The organism is Shewanella scandinavica, assembly GCF_031932065.1.
In the GTDB taxonomy this organism is placed as follows: domain Bacteria; phylum Pseudomonadota; class Gammaproteobacteria; order Enterobacterales; family Shewanellaceae; genus Shewanella; species Shewanella baltica.
Genome location: NZ_JAUOES010000001.1, coordinates 134,101 through 151,884, shown reverse-complemented (window position 1 = coordinate 151,884; position 17,784 = coordinate 134,101). Strand labels below are relative to the sequence as shown.

Sequence of the window (17,784 nt, the reverse complement as noted above, 5' to 3'; positions counted from 1 at the left end):
AAATCTGAATCGGCAAACAGAATCGGTCAGCAGTACTTGACCGAGTTCTCGCTCTTACGCCATCTATTGAATCACTTATTGCGCTAGATAAGCATTGATTTGCGCAAGTATGCCTTCGGCATCCAGTTGCAAGTCATGGGTAACTTCCTCGGGTGAGCCATGTTTGATAAATTCATCAGGCAAACCAATCTGAAGCACGTCCTTGGGCATTCGCAGCTTTTGAAGCTGTTCAAGTACGCCAGTACCTGCGCCGCCCATGATGGCATTTTCCTCCACAGTGACGAGCACTTCGTGGGTTTGCGCCATCTCTTTGACTAAATCAACATCGAGCGGTTTTACAAAGCGCATATCGACAACCGTTGCATCTAAGCTTTCGGCAGCGGTTAACGCCGAGGCTAACAAGGTGCCAAAGTTGAGAATGGCAATGCGTTTGCCCACACGTTTGATCACGCCTTTACCAATCGGTAATGCCGTCATCGCTTCGACTTGCATCGCTCCCGTGGCGCTGCCCCTTGGATAACGCACTGCACTTGGACCCGCATCATAGCAATAGCCAGTGTAGAGCATTTGACGACATTCATTTTCGTCCGACGGCGCCATGATCACCATGTTGGGGATGCAACGCATAAAGCTTAAATCGAATGCACCTTGGTGAGTTGGACCATCGGCACCGACAATACCGCCGCGATCGATAGCGAACAATACCGGTAATTGCTGTAGCGCCACATCATGAATAAGTTGATCGTAGGCGCGTTGCAGGAAGGTCGAGTAAATCGCCACCACAGGCTTAAAGCCTTCACAGGCAAAACCTGCGGCTAAAGTCACTGCATGCTGCTCGGCAATCGCCGCATCGAAATATTGTTTCGGGAAACGCTGGGAAAACTCCACCATGCCCGAGCCTTCGCGCATCGCAGGCGTAATCGCTAACACTTTCTCATCTTGCTCGGCTATGTCGCATAACCATTTACCAAAGACTTGAGAAAAGGTCGGCAAACCGGGTTTGGTGGCCGGCTTTTTAAACAGCGACGGATCAAACTTAGGTACGGCATGCCAACCGATAGGATCTTTTTCAGCAGGTTCATAACCACGACCTTTCTTCGTCATGATGTGCAGCACCTGTGGACCTTTCAGATTGCGCATATTACGCATGGTCTCGACCAGAGCATCAACATCGTGGCCGTCGATAGGACCGATATAGTTGAAACCTAACTCCTCAAATAGCGTGCCAGGAACGACCATGCCCTTGAGGTGTTCCTCAGTGCGTTTGGCCATTTCTTTGATAACGGGCATGCCTTTCAATACTTTCTTGCCGCCTTCGCGCAGCGTAGTGTAGAAACGGCCTGACATCAGTTGGGCTAAATGGTTATTGAGGGCGCCGACATTTTCAGAGATCGACATTTCGTTGTCGTTCAATACCACGAGCATGTCATTGTGCAAGTCGCCAGCGTGGTTCATGGCTTCAAACACCATGCCGCCTGTCATGGCGCCATCGCCGATCACGGCAACGACTTTACGACCCGCTTGCTCTTTCTCTGCGGCAATCGCCATCGCCAGCGCGGCGCTGATAGACGTGCCTGAATGCCCAACGCTGAAAGTGTCGTATTCACTTTCTTCACGCCATGGGAAAGGATGCAAGCCATCTTTTTGCCTAATGGTGTGCATCTTGTCACGACGACCCGTGAGAATTTTGTGGGGATAAGCCTGATGGCCCACATCCCAAATCAGCCGATCAAAAGGGGTGTTGTAGACATAGTGCAACGCAACAGTGAGTTCCACTGTGCCGAGCCCAGAGGCAAAATGTCCGCTGGACATGCCAACAGACTTAAGAAGGAACTCGCGCAGTTCGTCGGCTACTTGTGGTAAAAGTGCCTGAGGAAGCTGGCGGAGTTCATTGGGGGTGTTGGCCTGCGCCAACACGGGAAACTGAGAAATGTCCAAACTCATAGCGAGATACTTCGACTCTTATTATATTCTTCGCTCAATGATATAGCGGGCGAAGTCTGCAATTAACTGGCTATTGTATGGCAATTTAGCCAGCGCTGATAGTGCCTCTTGGATCAGTTGTTTGGCGGTGTCTTGTGCACCTTGTAGTCCAAGTAGTTGTGGAAACGTACTCTTATTCGATTCAGTATCAGAGCCTTGCGGCTTACCGAGTTCTTCGGTGGTGGCTACTATGTCAAGGATATCGTCTTGTACTTGGAAGGCGAGTCCGACCGCACGGGCAAAATCCATCATAGCAGCATACTGATCTTTTGGCGCGTTTGCGGCGATTAATGCTAACTCAACGGCGCAACTGATAAGGGCGCCAGTTTTCATATTATGTAGCTGAGTTAATGCTTTAAGATCAATATGTTTATCGGTTGAGGCTAAGTCTATCGCTTGGCCGCCACACATGCCACGATAACCTGAGGCTTTTGCTAGTACTCTGACCATAGCGATATGTTGCTCGCTGCTGATCCCAGCTACCGCTTCGGTGACAATTTCAAAGGCTAAGGTCTGCAGTGCATCCCCCGCTAAAATGGCGGTCGCTTCATCAAAGGCGATATGCACAGTGGGCTGACCACGGCGCAGCTCATCATCATCCATGGCGGGTAAATCATCGTGGATCAATGAATAAGCATGGATACATTCAATGGCTGCGGCGCAGGCATCTAATTTTTCGAGCTCGACCCCAAACATGCGTCCGACACTGTATACGAGGAAAGGTCGAATGCGTTTGCCACCCAATAATGCGCCGTAAGTCATGGCGGCTTTTAATTGGGGAGCGGTATCTTCAAGCGTACTAAAACGCTGTTTTAATTGATTATCAACCCGTTGTTGATATTCTTGAATGGCACTGACTAACACGCTTATTCGCCCTCAACGGCATAGGGGGATAGGGGCGCATTTTCATCTTGTTTCAGTAAAATGGCCACTTTTTGTTGGGCTTGTTCGAGTTTTGCTTGGCTATTTCGAACCAGATTGATGCCACGTTCAAATTGTTTTAACGCGTCATCGAGGGAGATATCGCCTTGTTCTAGATCGGCAACAATGCGCTCAAGTTCGCCAAGGGATTCTTCAAAACTGAGATTTTCGGGTTTCTTCGCCACGTTTATGCTTCCTTTGATTTAGCGGACACAAGGTATATCAGGGCGGCTTTAGGGTCAAATTCAGACTAAAGATATTTGCTCAATAGCACGCTTTGTTACTGAAATTTTTTCAGAAAATATAAATTGTCGCTAAACTTGCTTAGTGTGTGTCCGATAACTGACAATAGTATCATCATTTGTATGGTAATTTTTAACTTGATAGACAAGGCTCGCATGTGTGTCGGTGGGATTATCTTATTCAGTGGAACAACTGAGTGTTATTGCTTACCTAGGGTAAGTATTATGTCGTTTATTACGAAAATTGAGGAGCCGTTGTGGATTTAGCAACAGTAATTGGAATTGTGGGTGCCTTTGGTTTTATCCTCGGGGCAATGGCCACCAGCGGCGGTTTAATGATTTTCGTTGATGTACCCTCGATTCTTATTGTTTTCGGTGGGTCCTTCTTCGTGGTGATGATGAAGTTCAATCTTAAACAGTTTTTTAGTGCGGTAAAAATCGCCGCCAAAGCGTTTATTTTTAAGATTGATAAGCCAGAAGATTTGATTGAACAGTCCGTGACTATGGCTGATGCCGCCCGTAAAGGCGGTTTTTTAGCTTTAGAAGAAGCGCAAATTACCAACAGCTTTATGCAAAAAGCCGTCGACATGCTCGTTGATGGTCACGATGGTGAAGTGGTGCGCGCTGCCTTAGAGAAGGATATCGCCCTGACCGAAGAGCGCCATCGTACTGGGATCGGCATTTTTAGAGCCTTCGGTGACGTAGGTCCTGCAATGGGCATGATAGGTACGCTGGTGGGTCTTGTGGCCATGCTGTCAAACATGTCAGATCCTAAATCCATCGGCCCTTCAATGGCGGTGGCCTTGTTAACCACCTTATACGGCGCTATGGTCGCCAACATGGTTTGTCTTCCTATCGCGGATAAGTTAACGCTTAGGATGGGTGAAGAAATGCTGAACCGTAACTTGATTATGGATGCGGTATTGGCGATTCAAGACGGACAAAACCCTCGGGTGATTGAAGGCTTCTTGAAAAATTATCTGGCTGAGAAAAATCGCAAAATAGATACAACGGACGGAGAGTAGCCCATGGCTAAGGCTAAGTGCAACTGTCCACCGGCCGGAGCACCGATGTGGTTGGCGACCTTTGCTGACTTGATGTCGCTGTTGATGTGTTTCTTCGTGTTGTTATTGTCATTTTCCGAAATGGACGTAATGAAGTTTAAGCAGATCGCGGGCTCAATGAAGTATGCCTTTGGTGTGCAAAATAAGGTGGAAGTCAAAGATATCCCGAAGGGGACGTCAGTGATTGCCTTAGAATTTAGACCAGGACGTCCCGATCCCACCCCGATTGAAATAATCAACCAACAAACCAATGAAATGACGGAACCTGTATTGGATTACCAAGCGGGTGAAGACGACAGTGCGGGCGGCGTGCAGCAGCAAAGTGGTTCCCAGCGTGGCGGCGAAGCCACTGCAACAGCGCAGGAAGTGGCTGATGCGGTTAAGGCCGAAGCGGCAGCGGCGCAGGATAAGATCAATCAAGAAGTGAAGAAGATGGCGCAGGAACTCAATAAAGAAATCACCGATGGTGCGATAGAAATTGAGTCCTTAGGTCAGCAGATTATTATCCGTATCCGTGAGAAGGGCTCATTTGCCTCTGGTTCTGGCTTCCTTCAGCCTCGATTTAAACCTGTGGTGCGCTCTGTTGGCGAACTGCTAAAAGATGTGCCAGGGATTATTACGGTATCGGGTTACACGGATGATATGCAAATCAGCGATGAGCTTTATAGCTCTAACTGGGATTTATCCAGTAAACGTGCTGTGGCTGTGGCCCACGAGTTAGTACAAGTTAAAGGCTTTGATTCTAAAAGGATGAAAGTGGTTGGCATGGCGTCTAACAATCCGATAGTGCCAAATGATTCACCGGAGAATCGTGCCCGTAACCGCAGGGTGGAAATTGCCATTGAGCAAGGTAAAGCCAAGGAATCTGATGAAATTCAGGTTGGCAATTCGCCTTAGATAGGCTCAATACGCGCTGTATCTAAAGCCGCAATTCTGTTGCGGCTTTTTTTATTGGACTAATGCAGACTTTTCCCTTTTTAGGTCGCTTGGGTATATAATCCTCCGATTATTCTTTTAACCAATTTTGCTGTTTTAAAATTGCCCGCGGAAATCCCATGAAGTTTATTGTAAAGCTGTACCCAGAAATCATGATGAAGAGCAAGCCTGTACGCATGCGCTTCACCAAAATGCTCGAAACCAACATACGTAATGTGCTCAAAAAAGTCGACGAAGACGCTAAAGTTCAACGTCAGTGGGACCGCATTATGGTGATGGTACCAAAGGATAAGCCAGAATTGGCCCAAGCCTTCGGTGAGCGTTTGGCGTGTATTCCTGGCATTGCTCACGTAGTGCAAGTGGATGAGTACAGCTTTGAATCTGTGGACGATATTTATCAGCAAGTCTTGCCTGTTTACCGTGACCAACTTGCGGGTAAAACCTTTTGCGTGCGAGTGAAGCGCACTGGCGATCACGATTTTAATTCTATCGAAGTGGAGCGTTACGTCGGCGGCGGTTTAAATCAGTTTACCGATGCTTTAGGTGTGCGTTTAAAGAATCCCGATATTACCGTTAACCTTGAAATTGAACGCGATAATCTTTACATGGTCACTAAGCGCATTGAAGGCTTAGGCGGTTTCCCTATGGCGACACAGGAAGATGTGTTGTCCTTGATTTCTGGTGGTTTTGACTCTGGTGTGTCTAGCTATCAATTTATCAAAAAGGGGGCGCGTACCCATTATTGCTTCTTTAATCTGGGCGGCGCGCAGCATGAAATTGGCGTAAAACAAGTGGCTTACCATTTGTGGAAAACCTACGGCGAATCCCACAAGGTTAAGTTTATCTCTGTGCCTTTTGAGCCTGTGGTCGCTGAGATTTTAGAGCGTATCGATAATGGCCAAATGGGCGTTGTGCTCAAGCGTATGATGATGCGCACTGCGGCGCGTATTGCCGACCGTATGGGCATTCAAGCCTTAGTAACCGGTGAAAGTTTAGGCCAAGTATCGAGCCAAACGCTGACCAACTTAAACGTGATTGACCGCTGTACTGAGCTGTTGATTTTACGTCCGCTGATCGCCATGGATAAACAAGACATTATCAACGAGAGCCGTAAAATCGGCACCGAAGATTTTGCCAAGTCTATGCCTGAATATTGTGGCGTGATTTCGCAAAAGCCAACGGTTAAAGCGGTATTAGCGAAAGTTGAAGCGGAAGAGAAGAAGTTCTCTGAAGATTTGATCGATCAAATCATTGCCCAGTCTGTCACTATTGATATCAGGGAGATCGCAGAACAAATGGATACTCGGATTACTGAGACTGAAACGGTCGCCAGTATTGATACCAACCAAGTGGTCATTGATATTCGCGCCCCTGAAGAAGAGGAAAGCAAACCGTTGCAAATTGAAGGCATCGAGATTAAACGTATCCCATTCTTCAAGTTAGCGACTCAATTTGCCGATCTCGATAAGCAAAAAACCTATTTGCTGTATTGTGAGCGTGGGGTGATGAGTAAATTGCAGGCATTGTATTTAATCGAGCAAGGCTACACTAACGTCAAAGTGTATCGCCCATAAATCCATGCAAACTTGCCCACTGACATGTCTTGTCAGTGGGAAGTGCCCATAGAGATTGAATACAAAAAAGCCGCATATCAATGCGGCTTTTTCTTTTGGTCTTCGAGGTGAAAACCTAAATTGGTGTTGTCTTATAAGCTGTTAGGCTTAACGACTTGCTGATTTGATGCGACATCATCTGCGGCAATCAATAGCGTGGCTTCTTGCAGCACTTCTTGGTGCATTTTATTCATTGCAGCAGTTAAGTCTGCAGTGATACTAGCTTGTAAGTCGCTAGTATCGATGACGATTTCGTCAACGAGTACATTAGCACTGGCATTTAAGCTGAGTGCTGAAATTATCGCTAACGCAAACGCTGATTTTAAATTAAACATAGTCGCCTCCGGGCTGACAAATTAAAGCTGTCAGACATTCCCATCACCAACTTTGAGATTGTCCAACTAGGGTGTTTCATAGATATAAGTGTTTCGTGGATACCGCTGTTTCAATGGCGCAAAATTTAACCAAAATCACTGGCCTTTACAAACGATTAAATGTAACAATACGGATTAGAAAAACTAATTAAAAAATGAGACTGAGATCACTATGTCCAGACGATTACCACCGCTTAATGCGGTTAAAGCATTTGAGGCAGCCGCGCGGCATTTGAGCTTTACGCGCGCAGCAGAAGAATTGTTTGTTACGCAGGCTGCGGTGAGCCATCAAATAAAGGCATTAGAAGATTTCCTCGGATTAAAATTATTTCGCCGAAAGAACCGTTCTTTGCTTTTAACCGAAGAAGGACAGAGCTACTTCCTCGACATCAAAGACATCTTTATTCAACTCGCCGATGCTACCGACCGATTACTCGCCCGCAGTGCGATTGGTTCTCTGACGGTCAGTATGTCGCCCAGTTTTGCAATTCAATGGTTAGTGCCGCGTTTGGCAAAGTTCAGTGAGAAAAATCCCGATATCGACGTGCGTATTAAAGCCGTCGATACCGAAGCGAGCTCATTAACCGATGATGTGGATGTCGCGATTTATTATGGTCTAGGCAATTGGCCTGGTCTGCGCGCCGATAAGCTCAGAAACGAAGTGCTCATTCCTGTGTGTTCGCCCATGTTACTCAATGGTCCTAAGCCGCTGTCAAAACCGAGCGATTTAAAATATCACACACTATTACATGATATGAATCGTCACGATTGGCAGGCGTGGTTTAGACAATGTGGGATTAACGATATTAATGTGAACCAAGGCCCCATTTTCAGTCATTCGTCCTTGGTATTGCAGGCGGCGGCCCATGGTCAAGGCGTGGCTTTAGGTTACAGCGTACTGGCGCGTCCCGATATAAAAGCGGGGCGTCTCGTGTGCCCATTCCAAGAAGTCTTGGTCAGTAAAGATGCTTACTACTTGGTTTGCCAGCAGAATCACGCTGAACTTGGTAAGGTCGTCGCGTTTCGCGAATGGATGTTAGATATGTTTGCTGAGGAGTCGCGTAGTGAGTTGTTGCCCGGATAAGCCAAGTTTTGTATTTGAGGGTGAGCCTGCGAGCACAATGATTTTATTGGCCCACGGCGCGGGCGCTAACATGGACTCTGAGTTTATGCAGGCCATGTCGGCGGGGCTTGTGGCTAAGGGCTACCAAGTGATGCGCTTTAATTTTCCCTATATGCAGGCCAATGCCGTCGATGGCAAACGGCGTCCACCGGACCGCACGCCTAAATTGCTCGCGTGTTTTACACAGATGCTCGATACCGCCTATTCACAACCTAAGGTCGAGCGTGTCGTACTGATGGGCAAATCAATGGGCGGACGTATGGCAGCGTTATTAGCCTGCGATCCCGCATTAGCGGCGCGCATCGATAGAGTCATTTGTTTAGGTTACCCCTTTGTGCCACTTAAAGGCGGCGAGCCTAGATTGGAACCTTTGAATGAATGCCAAGTCCCAGTATTAGTCGTACAGGGCGAGCGGGATAAGTTTGGTGGCAAAGAGCAGATCCCAAATTGGCCCTTGAAGGCAGAGATAGGATTGGCTTGGATAACCGACGGTGATCATAGTTTTGTCCCAAGAAAGTCGTCAGGCACCACTGAAGCGGCTAACCTTGCACGTGCCATTGATTTATCTAGCGATTTTATTGGTTAGCTTAATGTTGAGCGAATGAATGTTGAATGAGTTAAGCCCATTCCAGCAGGAGAGTTAAATGCGTAAAGGTCTATTGTTACTCGCCGCCGTGAGCGGATTTTTAGCCGTCGCCTTAGGGGCTTTTGGTGCCCATGGTTTAAAAGCAGTCGCACCACCGGATTTGATTGACGTGTTTAATCTTGGGGTGCAATACCATTTCTACCATACCTTCGCCTTAATCATGGTTGCCTTTTCGGGCCAATGGTTAACCTCACGTTTATTGGATTGGTCGGCGTATTTGTTTATTGCAGGCATAGTGTTGTTTTCTGGCTCGTTATACGGACTGGCATTGTTCGGCACTAAGTGGCTTGGCCCTGTCACGCCGATGGGCGGTGGGTGTTTCTTACTCGGCTGGTTATTATTTGCTGCCGCGGTATGGCGCCATAAAGTCATTGACGGTCACGAGTCTTAATCTCGAACGTTAAGTGTGAGTAAACAGGCTTAGGGCGCACCTAAGCCTTTTTTATTTCTCCAATCGTAATTCAAGGTTCCGCTGTAGGCAAATAGGGCATTTGTGGATTGAAATTGGTATACTGACGCCCAAATTGATAGTCAGCCAATGCTTTGGCTTGGATTTCTCAGGGATCCCCATGAAAAACCTATTTTTATTTTGCCGCGCAGGCTTTGAAAAAGAATGCGCTGCAGAAATCCAACAGCGAGCCGGTGAGCTCAATGTGGGTGGCTTTGTTAAGGCCAACAATAACGACGCCTATGTCGTGTACCAATGTTTTGAAGATGACGCCGCAGATACGTTAGTGAAACAACTGCCTTTAGATTCGCTCATTTTCGCTCGCCAGATGTTTGCTGCCAGCGACTTATTAGTCGACTTGCCTGAAAATGACAGAATAAGCCCAATCTTGGCGGCACTCAGTGACGTCAGCAAAGCGGGTGAAGTGCGGGTTGAAACGCCAGACACTAACGAAGCGAAAGAGCTATCGGCTTTTTGCCGTAAGTTCACTGTGCCTTTACGCCAGCATTTGAAAAAATCTGGCAGTTTGCTCGCGCAGGAAAATCCAAAACGTCCGATTATCCACGTGTGTTTTATCGGACCCGGCCGTGCCTATGTGGGTTATTCCTACAGCAATAACAGCTCGCCACACTTTATGGGTATTCCACGTCTGAAAATGGCGGCGGATGCTCCGAGTCGTTCTAGCCTGAAACTCGATGAAGCCTTTGGCCAATTCGTGCCTAAGGAAGAGCAAGAAGAGCGTATTCGCAGTGGTATGAACTCAGTGGATTTGGGCGCTTGCCCAGGTGGCTGGACTTATCAACTGGTGCGTCGCGGCATGTTTGTCTCGGCTGTCGATAATGGTCCCATGGATGAGAAACTCATGGAAACGGGCCAAGTGAAACATTACCGTGAAGACGGTTTCCGTTTCGAACCACAGCGCAAAAATATCTATTGGCTAGTGTGCGACATGGTTGAAAAACCAGCGCGCGTTGCCGAACTGATTGAAGCTTGGGCGATTAACGGTTGGTTTAAGGAAGCGATTTTCAACCTTAAATTACCGATGAAGAGCCGCTATAAAGAAGTCACTGCCATTCTTGAGACCATGCAGACCATTCTTAAAGAGAATGGCGTGACCGATTTTAAAGTGCAGTGTAAGCATCTTTATCACGATCGTGATGAAGTGACAGTGCATTTATGGCTGCGTCCTAATACCGCGTGGAATTAATTCCTGCGATAACTCTGCAGTGATATTGCCGTCGTTACTCGCGTACGTTACTTAGGTACGCTAATACGGTAATCGTCAGGCGGGTTTAAAAGCCACGCAGTTTTAAAGCCATGCAGGTTTAAAAGCCAGATAACAAAAAGCCCCAAAGGAAACTTTGGGGCTTTTTCGTGTTTACTCATTTGAGTTTCAAGCGCTTACTTCTTATGAAGCTTAAGCTTGAACAAGCGCGTTATAGACTCGTCTTAAACGCGCTCAGTATTGAGATCACAGACGCTCAAGTACCGCTTGAGTGAAGTCAGTCGTGCCGTGAGTGCCGCCTAAATCGCGAGTGGTACGGTCGCCTTCTTCGATCACTGCAGATACCGCTTTACGGATTTGCTCAGCTTTGTCAGCCATACCTAAATATTCCAGCATCTGGATAGAGGCTAAAATTACTGAGGTTGGGTTCGCGAGGTTTTTACCAGCGATATCCGGTGCACTACCGTGAACGGCTTCGAAAATCGCAGCATCACGGCCAATGTTTGCGCCTGGTGCCATACCTAAACCACCGACTAAACCGGCACATAGATCCGATAAAATGTCACCGAACAGGTTGGTCGTCACGATCACATCGAAGTTTTCTGGGTTCATTACTAGCTTCATGCACGTTGCATCGACGATCATTTCTTCTGTCTTGATGTCTGGGTAACGTAGGCTCACTTCACGGGCCACTTTTAGGAACAGGCCTGATGTTGACTTCATGATGTTGGCTTTGTGTACGATAGTGACTTTTTTACGGTTTTCTTTGCGGGCCAGTTCGTAGGCGAAAGTGGCGATTTGCTCGGCACCTTGGCGAGTCACGATACTGGTCGCTTCTGCCGTTAAACCATCGTCAGATACTTTTTGGCCATAGCCAGAATACATGCCTTCGGTGTTTTCACGTACTGTGATGATGTCGATGTTCTCGTAACGAGCTTGAGTGCCTTTGAACGAAATCACTGGGCGTACGTTAGCGTACAGGCCGAATTTTTTACGTAAAGTCACGTTGATAGAGGTAAAGCCTTCACCTACTGGCGTCGTCAGTGGACCTTTCAGTGTGATACGGTTTTTTTCGATTAATTCTAAGGTGCGCGGTGGCAGTAACTCGCCTTGCTTTTCGAGTGCAGTCAGGCCGGCATCGGCAAATTCATATTCAAAATCACAGCCCGCTTTATCGAGAATTTTTAAGGCTGAATCAATAATACTTGGGCCAATTCCATCACCTGGAATTACGGTTATCGTTCTTTTTGACATGGAGAAGTCCTTCCACGGTTCGTCGTTACTGCAATTGTCTGCCCCAGCGTTAACTGGATAGCAGGACTATGAATTTGGTATTTTTTCTGTCTATTATTTTAACCATCTTTGGTCAAACTTCACAGGAAATAGTGAGCAATATCACGATTTTTTATGTGGTATAACTTGTAAAAATACTGGGTTCTCACCATGATGGAGAGCCAATGGTTAAAAAAGTCTACTTTAGTCTAACAAATATATAAAAGAGGAAGACATTGAAGTTAATCCCTATCACATCTCTGGTGCTGTTATCCCTTGGAATATTGCCAGCAGTGCAGGCTGAAACCAGCACTAAACCGCTCACCCTCACAGACATCATGCACTTTGAATCCCTTGAAAAGCCGGTTATCGCAGATAAGGGCCAAGTCATCGCGATCGAGTCTGCGCCCGATCGCGGGGATAGTCACGTCATTGTGAAAAATGTGCTGTTGCAGCAAAGTTATCAAATTGCGGGTGGGTCAGATCCTTTAGTGAGTCACGATGGCCGCTTTGTGGCTGTGGTGGTCAAACCGAGTTTGCTCACGCGTGAAACGAGTGATGCCAAGGCGAAGAAAAAACTCAAATCTGACATGGTATTACTCGATACCCAAACGGGCACGCAAACCCGCTTTGAGCGCGTGAAGGAATTCGTGTTCAGTGATGACGGTAAGCATTTGGCAATGTGGTTTGAGGCCGATGAAGAGTCTAAAAAAGATGCTGAGCCTAAAGCCATCGAAAAACTCGCTGAAGCAGGCACACAAACTCCTGCTAAAGCGGATAAGCCAAAGGTTGATAAGTTTGACCAAGGCCGCCGTTTTACTTTGATCAGTTTAGACGGTCAAGCCCAGCGCATCGATGTTGAGCAAGTGACTGGTTATGTGTTTGATAAGGCGAGCCGCCGACTTGCGCTAGCGGTGAATGATATCGCCAATAAACAGCATCAATTGCAGTTAGTGGATTTACTTACCCACCAAAAAACCGTCGCTTTTGATTCGCCTAGCCAACAGGTTGGTGCGTTAGCGCTGGCTAAAAATGGTCGTTGGCTGGCGTTTACGCAGGGCAAAGATAGCGAGTTACCCTATGGTCGCAGCTATCAGTTATCGTTGGTCGATTTGCAATCGGGTAAAATCAGCAAAACCCCTGAGTCACCTGAGTGGAAACTTAATCGCTACACAAGTTTAAGCTTCTCATTGGACAGCGAACGGCTGTTCTTCGGCCGCGTGCCAGAGGTGAGCCAGCAGCTTAGTTTGCAGAAAATCACCGAAGAAAAAGACCTGTTCGATGCCGATATTGTTACTGGGCAGCGCGGGCTTAAGGTGTGGCATGGTGACGACCCACGGATTAAACCCCACGAAATCAAGCAATATGAGGATGAGCAAAAGCGCACTTACCTTGCGGTATTACATTTAGGCTCAAATAACGTGGTGCAGCTTGGCGATAAAACTGTTCCAGATGTGACGATGTCACAACATAAGCGCTTTATGTTGGCGAGTTCAGATTTGCCCTATCGTAAGATGGCGACGTGGGCGGGCTTCTATCAAGACTATTATCTGGTCGACATTAACACTGGCAGTAAGGTGCCTTTTTTGACTCAGCAGCCGAGCGATGCCGAGCCAAGTTTGTCGGGTAACGGCAAGTATGTGGCTTATTATCAGCAAGGTAATGTGTATCTTTATGATATTGCTGAGGCTCGTCGTACTAATCTCACAAAATCCCTGAAGGTCAGCTTTGCTGATGAAGACCATGATTATCCTTCGAGCGCGCCGGGATACGGTTTTGGTCCTTGGCTTAAAGATGACGCAGGGTTCTTAGTTTACGATAAATACGATGTCTGGCAGTTTAATACTGAGTCTAAGGCAGGTTTTGCGCTAACCGCAGGCAAAGGGCGCACCCAGAAAATCCAATATCGTCTCGAGGGCTTAGTCGATAATCCCGATGAGCCGACTGAACTTGCCTATAACGCCACTGTGTTACTCCACGGTTATAGCGATAAAACTAAGGGTGATGGCTTCTACCAAGCGACGCTAGGCGCAGCGGGCGTGAAGACGCTGATGCAAGGCGAGTATAAATTGACTGTGTTAGGCCGCAGCAAAGACGCTGATACCATTGTGTTTTCTAAGGAGCGTTTCGATTTATTCCCTGACTTGTATACGGCTAACTATAGCGCACCGCAAAATGCAGTTAAGCAAACGGATTTAGATAAGCAACGCCAAGCGTTTAACTGGAGCAAAGCCGAGTTAGTTCACTGGACGAATGGCGATGGTAAGCCGTTAGATGGTGTGCTGATCAAGCCGACCAATTATCAAGTGGGTCAGCGCGTTCCTGTGTTGGTTTATTACTATCGCTTTATGACGGATAGACTGCACGCCTTCCCGCAGATGAACATTAACCACAGACCTAATTTTGCTTGGTATATCAACAATGGCTATGCGGTGTTCCTACCGGATATTCGCTTTGAAATTGGTTACCCCGGCGCAAGTTCTGTGCAAGCGCTCACCTCTGGCGTGCAAAAGCTGATTGAGATGGGTATTGCCGATCCCGATGCTATTGGACTGCAAGGTCATTCTTGGAGTGGTTATCAAACGGCGTTTGCCATCACTCAAACTAAGATGTTTAAGGCGGCGGTCGCGGGTGCGCCGGTATCGAACATGACCAGCGCCTACAGCGGTATTCGCCACGGCACGGGTATTGCGCGTCAGTTCCAGTATGAAACTGGACAGAGCCGCATTGGTGCGAGTTTGTTTGCCGCGCCACAAAAATACATTGAAAACTCGCCAGTATTCTACGCTGACCGAATTCAAACGCCTTTGATGATCATGTTTGGTGATAAGGACGATGCGGTGCCTTGGGAACAAGGTGTTGAAATGTACTTGGCCATGCGCCGTGCGGGTAAAGATGTGGTGTTCTTACAATATGAGGATGAGCCGCATCACTTGAAAAAGTACCCGAATAAGCTCGATTACAGCATTCGCATGATGCAGTATTTCGATCATTATCTGAAGGGTAAACCCGCGCCAGAATGGCTCAGCAAAGGCGAAGCCTATGTCGAGTACAAGGCTGATGATGAATAAGTGACTGATTTAGCTTATTGCTATCGCACTGAGTGACCTAGGTATTCTGTCACTAAGACGTTCAGTTGGTTAATTATGAAAATAAAAACGCCACCGATTAGGTGGCGTTTTTATTTAGATGTCAGTCGTATTTATTTACTGCTCAATGTCTCGTGGGCGGAAGTGAGCACAGTGTCTGTGCCCGCATCGAGGTATTGCTTATAGGTATCTTGGCCCCAAGCAATCAACTTATCATTTTCAAAAATAAGCGGGGTACATTCCTCTTTGGTCGTCACACCGTCTGATTTCTCATGGTGAGTGCGATAAAAGAGCACCTGTAACTTGGCTTCCTTGACGGCTTTTGCCTCAGAAAAGTCGGCCTTACCGAGCAATTCTTTTACTGAACCGATATTTTGCCCTAAGGTTAAATCGTTCATCTTCTGGCTGTTATAGGCCTGTCGGTCCTCCCAATTCATGTCTTCTGGCGTTGGTTCATAAACCAGTACAACCACAGCGACAAAGGCGACGTAGGCGGCAAAAATACTACCAATAATTACTGAAACTTTTGATTTCATTTATAGTTATTCCTTTACCTCATTAAATGAGTCACTTGAGCACGTCCATAAAATACGCTTTTGTTGCGCTAAGGTAAATGCGTTAATTGCAACTTTGTGTTAACAGAAGTTTAGTCTTGATTGATGGTTTTTTCTGGTGGGGAGTCAATCACGCGAAAGTCTTTCAAGTTGATATTGAGTGGTAGGTCCGTTTGTAACTGCGCCAGCTTATAACTCAGCCTCGCCATCTCTTTGCCCTCGGCGAGCTTCTTCGCTTGCTTAGCGCCTAGGTTAGATAAGGATGAGAACAAGGTCGGTAAGCTTCTAAAGGTTTTCAATAACTCGGCGGCCGACTTAGGGCCTATGCCCGCAATACCAGGAATTTTATTACCGCTGTCGCCTGCTAATGCCATCAAGTCGAGAAATTGGCTGCGCTCAACGCCAAGTTTCTGTTCCAGTGCCGCAATATCGAGGTACTGCTGATTAAAGTGATCCCATTGACTGATATGGCGATGATTAAGCTGACTAAAACCTTTGTCGGTGGACACAATAATGGCTTCACCTTGCGCTTTGGCGGTTTTTATCGCCAGTGTCGCAATCACATCATCGGCCTCGGCGGCGGCATAAATAGAGCCAATGTGTATTGCGGTTAAATGGTCTTGCAGCGCAACTAAACCCTGCGCCAGTGGTTCTGGCATAGGTTTACGACCTTTTTTGTAATCGGGATAAAGCTGTTTACGCCATGAGATTTCATCACCGTCCCAAACGATAGCCACATGGGTAGGGCGATGCACCCGCAGCAGTTTAGTGCACGCCGAACTGACGCGCTCTGTGAGGCTTTGCATATCTGTTTCATCGGGGATCGCCGCGTAAATGCGGCGAACCAAGTTGAGACCATCGATGATTAAAAACTTGTTCATGGGGTGTCGTTGTTTCGCTCTCTATTTCACTATTTGGTAGCAAGGAATATAAGCGCTTCCGGGAAGCTTCATTCTCTGCTGTTGCACAAATGCACTCAAGAGCTTATCCATCATATCCATGAGTTTAGGATCGCCCTTCAATTGGAAGGGACCATCGCGCTCTATGTGCTTGATTGTTTCCGACTTGACGTTACCCGCCACTATACCCGAAAACGCTTTGCGCAGGTTGGCGGCAAGCTCGGCTTTATTGGTTTGGAAGTGCAAGTCCAAGTTTGCCATCACCTCGTGGCTCGGGACAAAAGGTAACTGGAATTCAGATTCAATCTTCAGTGCCCACTGATACTGGTAAGCATCACCCGTTGAGCGGCGATAGGCTTTCACTTGCTCCATGCTTTTCTTCATTATACGCGCCACTTCAGTGGGATTATCTATGATGATTTGATACTTTTTCTGAGCTTCAGGGCCCAAGGTTGAGGCAATAAACTCATCAATTTTGATGAAGTAATCGGCGCTTTCCGTGGGGCCTGTGAGGATCAGCGGGAAAGGGGTTTCTTGGTTTTCTTCGTTGAGTAAGATACCTAAGATATAGAGCAACTCTTCCGCCGTGCCAGCACCACCTGGGAAGATAATAATGCCGTGACCTAAACGCACGAAGGCTTCGAGGCGTTTTTCTATATCGGGTAAGATCACCAGCTCATTGACGATTTGATTCGGTGGCTCGGCGGCAATAATACTTGGCTCAGTCAAACCAATATAGCGGGCATTTTTGATCCTTTGTTTGGCATGGCCTATAGCCGCGCCTTTCATCGGGCCTTCCATCGCGCCAGGACCACAGCCAGTGCAAATATCTAATTCCCTCAGGCCTAGTTGATAACCTACCTCGCGGGTATACTGGTATTCGATGGCATTGATGCTGTGTCCGCCCCAACAGACGATGACGTTAGGGTCTTTCATGGGGGCAATCGCCCGCGCGTTACGCAAAATATCAAACACCACATTGGTGATATGGTGGGCGTTGGTCAGATTAATGTGTTTGAGTGAGTCGTATCTGTCGCTGATATAGAGGATGTCGCGTAAAACTGAGAACAGATGTTCTTGAATGCCGGTGATAATCTGGCCATCGACAAAGGCTTGTTCAGGAGGATTGACCAGTTCTAATTTAACTCCGCGTTCACGTTGTAGGACGTGGATATCAAAATCATGGTATTGCTCGAATAGGGCTTTAGAGTTGTCGGTTTTTAAACCCGCAGCAAGTACTGCTAAAGAGCAGTTGCGGTACAGTTGATATAGTGCGCTTTTGGCACTTTTTTTGAGACGATCAACTTCAAGTTGCGAAAGCTGATCCATGCTGCCTTTAGGGCTGACTTTTACTATCATTTATCACTCCTTCGTCATGACAGGAGTGATTAGAGG

At 47.2% G+C, this 17,784-nt stretch carries 16 protein-coding genes; 8 read left to right on the top strand and 8 right to left on the bottom strand.

Going from position 1 to position 17,784, the window contains the following annotated elements; all coding sequences use genetic code 11:
- Positions 1–75: 75 nt before the first annotated feature.
- From dxs to xseB, 3 genes are read right to left on the bottom strand one after another with little or no spacing between them, the layout of a single operon-like run.
- On the bottom strand, positions 76–1,944 hold the full coding sequence (gene dxs, locus Q4Q50_RS00660) for a 1-deoxy-D-xylulose-5-phosphate synthase (RefSeq protein WP_300477891.1): 1,869 nt from the start codon (positions 1,942–1,944) through the stop codon (positions 76–78).
- Positions 1,945–1,965: 21 nt separating this feature from the next.
- On the bottom strand, positions 1,966–2,847 hold the full coding sequence (ispA, locus tag Q4Q50_RS00655) for a (2E,6E)-farnesyl diphosphate synthase (protein WP_106651136.1): 882 nt from the start codon (positions 2,845–2,847) through the stop codon (positions 1,966–1,968).
- 2 nt (positions 2,848–2,849) lie between these two features.
- Positions 2,850–3,089 (bottom strand): exodeoxyribonuclease VII small subunit, encoded by a 240-nt coding sequence (gene xseB / locus Q4Q50_RS00650; protein WP_006080884.1) that lies wholly within the window; start codon positions 3,087–3,089, stop codon positions 2,850–2,852.
- 314 nt (positions 3,090–3,403) lie between these two features.
- On the opposite strand from xseB, the gene pomA reads away from it, so the two are divergent.
- The 3 genes from pomA (at position 3,404) to thiI (ending at position 6,720) form a co-directional block, all read left to right on the top strand.
- On the top strand, positions 3,404–4,171 hold the full coding sequence (gene pomA / locus Q4Q50_RS00645; protein WP_006085155.1) for a flagellar motor protein PomA: 768 nt from the start codon (positions 3,404–3,406) through the stop codon (positions 4,169–4,171).
- Positions 4,172–4,174: 3 nt separating this feature from the next.
- Entirely contained in the window at positions 4,175–5,107 is a 933-nt protein-coding gene (locus Q4Q50_RS00640) for a flagellar motor protein MotB (RefSeq protein ID WP_106651134.1), read from the top strand.
- A 158-nt stretch (positions 5,108–5,265) separates the two neighbouring features.
- Entirely contained in the window at positions 5,266–6,720 is a 1,455-nt protein-coding gene (thiI, locus tag Q4Q50_RS00635; RefSeq protein WP_006080887.1) for a tRNA uracil 4-sulfurtransferase ThiI, read from the top strand.
- Between the two features lie 131 nt (positions 6,721–6,851).
- Here thiI and Q4Q50_RS00630 read toward each other — a convergent pair whose 3' ends face one another.
- Positions 6,852–7,094, bottom strand: a complete 243-nt coding sequence (locus Q4Q50_RS00630) for a hypothetical protein (RefSeq protein ID WP_006080888.1) — start codon at positions 7,092–7,094, stop codon at positions 6,852–6,854.
- Between the two features lie 211 nt (positions 7,095–7,305).
- Here Q4Q50_RS00630 and Q4Q50_RS00625 point away from each other — a divergent pair, with 211 nt between their 5' ends.
- The 4 genes from Q4Q50_RS00625 (at position 7,306) to rlmM (ending at position 10,557) form a co-directional block, all read left to right on the top strand.
- Positions 7,306–8,217 (top strand): transcriptional regulator GcvA, encoded by a 912-nt coding sequence (locus tag Q4Q50_RS00625; protein WP_006080889.1) that lies wholly within the window; start codon positions 7,306–7,308, stop codon positions 8,215–8,217.
- Positions 8,198–8,842 (top strand): alpha/beta family hydrolase, encoded by a 645-nt coding sequence (locus Q4Q50_RS00620; RefSeq protein WP_311897897.1) that lies wholly within the window; start codon positions 8,198–8,200, stop codon positions 8,840–8,842. Before Q4Q50_RS00625 ends, Q4Q50_RS00620 begins: the two co-directional genes overlap by 20 nt.
- Before the next feature lie 58 nt (positions 8,843–8,900).
- A complete protein-coding gene (locus tag Q4Q50_RS00615) occupies positions 8,901–9,293 on the top strand; it encodes a DUF423 domain-containing protein (protein WP_006080891.1) in 393 nt (130 codons plus the stop codon).
- A 178-nt stretch (positions 9,294–9,471) separates the two neighbouring features.
- Positions 9,472–10,557, top strand: coding sequence for a 23S rRNA (cytidine(2498)-2'-O)-methyltransferase RlmM (gene rlmM / locus Q4Q50_RS00610; protein WP_311897896.1), 1,086 nt, complete (start codon positions 9,472–9,474; stop codon positions 10,555–10,557).
- Positions 10,558–10,821: 264 nt separating this feature from the next.
- Here rlmM and Q4Q50_RS00605 read toward each other — a convergent pair whose 3' ends face one another.
- On the bottom strand, positions 10,822–11,829 hold the full coding sequence (locus Q4Q50_RS00605; protein ID WP_259577249.1) for an isocitrate dehydrogenase: 1,008 nt from the start codon (positions 11,827–11,829) through the stop codon (positions 10,822–10,824).
- Positions 11,830–12,083: 254 nt separating this feature from the next.
- Here Q4Q50_RS00605 and Q4Q50_RS00600 point away from each other — a divergent pair, with 254 nt between their 5' ends.
- A complete protein-coding gene (locus tag Q4Q50_RS00600; protein WP_311897894.1) occupies positions 12,084–14,918 on the top strand; it encodes a S9 family peptidase in 2,835 nt (944 codons plus the stop codon).
- Positions 14,919–15,049: 131 nt separating this feature from the next.
- Here Q4Q50_RS00600 and Q4Q50_RS00595 read toward each other — a convergent pair whose 3' ends face one another.
- The 3 genes from Q4Q50_RS00595 to ppnN all read right to left on the bottom strand — a co-directional run bounded on the left by Q4Q50_RS00595 (position 15,050) and on the right by ppnN (position 17,748).
- Entirely contained in the window at positions 15,050–15,472 is a 423-nt protein-coding gene (locus Q4Q50_RS00595) for a DUF3192 domain-containing protein (RefSeq protein WP_006080896.1), read from the bottom strand.
- A 110-nt stretch (positions 15,473–15,582) separates the two neighbouring features.
- Positions 15,583–16,371 carry a flap endonuclease Xni gene (gene xni, locus Q4Q50_RS00590; RefSeq protein WP_311897892.1) on the bottom strand — a complete coding sequence of 263 codons (789 nt, stop codon included), beginning with the start codon at positions 16,369–16,371 and terminating at the stop codon, positions 15,583–15,585.
- Positions 16,372–16,392: 21 nt separating this feature from the next.
- Positions 16,393–17,748: a nucleotide 5'-monophosphate nucleosidase PpnN gene (gene ppnN / locus Q4Q50_RS00585; protein ID WP_012196804.1), complete on the bottom strand. Its 1,356-nt coding sequence runs from the start codon at positions 17,746–17,748 to the stop codon at positions 16,393–16,395.
- Positions 17,749–17,784: the final 36 nt, after the last annotated feature.

Bases quoted from the DNA above. Each gene is read 5' to 3' on its own strand.
- dxs (WP_300477891.1), bottom strand. From the start codon at position 1,944: ATGAGTTTGGACATTTCTCAGTTTCCCGTGTTGGCGCAGGCCAACACC.
- Q4Q50_RS00640 (WP_106651134.1), top strand. From the start codon at position 4,175: ATGGCTAAGGCTAAGTGCAACTGTCCACCGGCCGGAGCACCGATGTGG.
- thiI (WP_006080887.1), top strand. From the start codon at position 5,266: ATGAAGTTTATTGTAAAGCTGTACCCAGAAATCATGATGAAGAGCAAG.
- Q4Q50_RS00630 (WP_006080888.1), bottom strand. From the start codon at position 7,094: ATGTTTAATTTAAAATCAGCGTTTGCGTTAGCGATAATTTCAGCACTC.
- Q4Q50_RS00625 (WP_006080889.1), top strand. From the start codon at position 7,306: ATGTCCAGACGATTACCACCGCTTAATGCGGTTAAAGCATTTGAGGCA.
- Q4Q50_RS00615 (WP_006080891.1), top strand. From the start codon at position 8,901: ATGCGTAAAGGTCTATTGTTACTCGCCGCCGTGAGCGGATTTTTAGCC.
- rlmM (WP_311897896.1), top strand. From the start codon at position 9,472: ATGAAAAACCTATTTTTATTTTGCCGCGCAGGCTTTGAAAAAGAATGC.
- Q4Q50_RS00605 (WP_259577249.1), bottom strand. From the start codon at position 11,829: ATGTCAAAAAGAACGATAACCGTAATTCCAGGTGATGGAATTGGCCCA.
- Q4Q50_RS00595 (WP_006080896.1), bottom strand. From the start codon at position 15,472: ATGAAATCAAAAGTTTCAGTAATTATTGGTAGTATTTTTGCCGCCTAC.
- xni (WP_311897892.1), bottom strand. From the start codon at position 16,371: ATGAACAAGTTTTTAATCATCGATGGTCTCAACTTGGTTCGCCGCATT.
- ppnN (WP_012196804.1), bottom strand. From the start codon at position 17,748: ATGATAGTAAAAGTCAGCCCTAAAGGCAGCATGGATCAGCTTTCGCAA.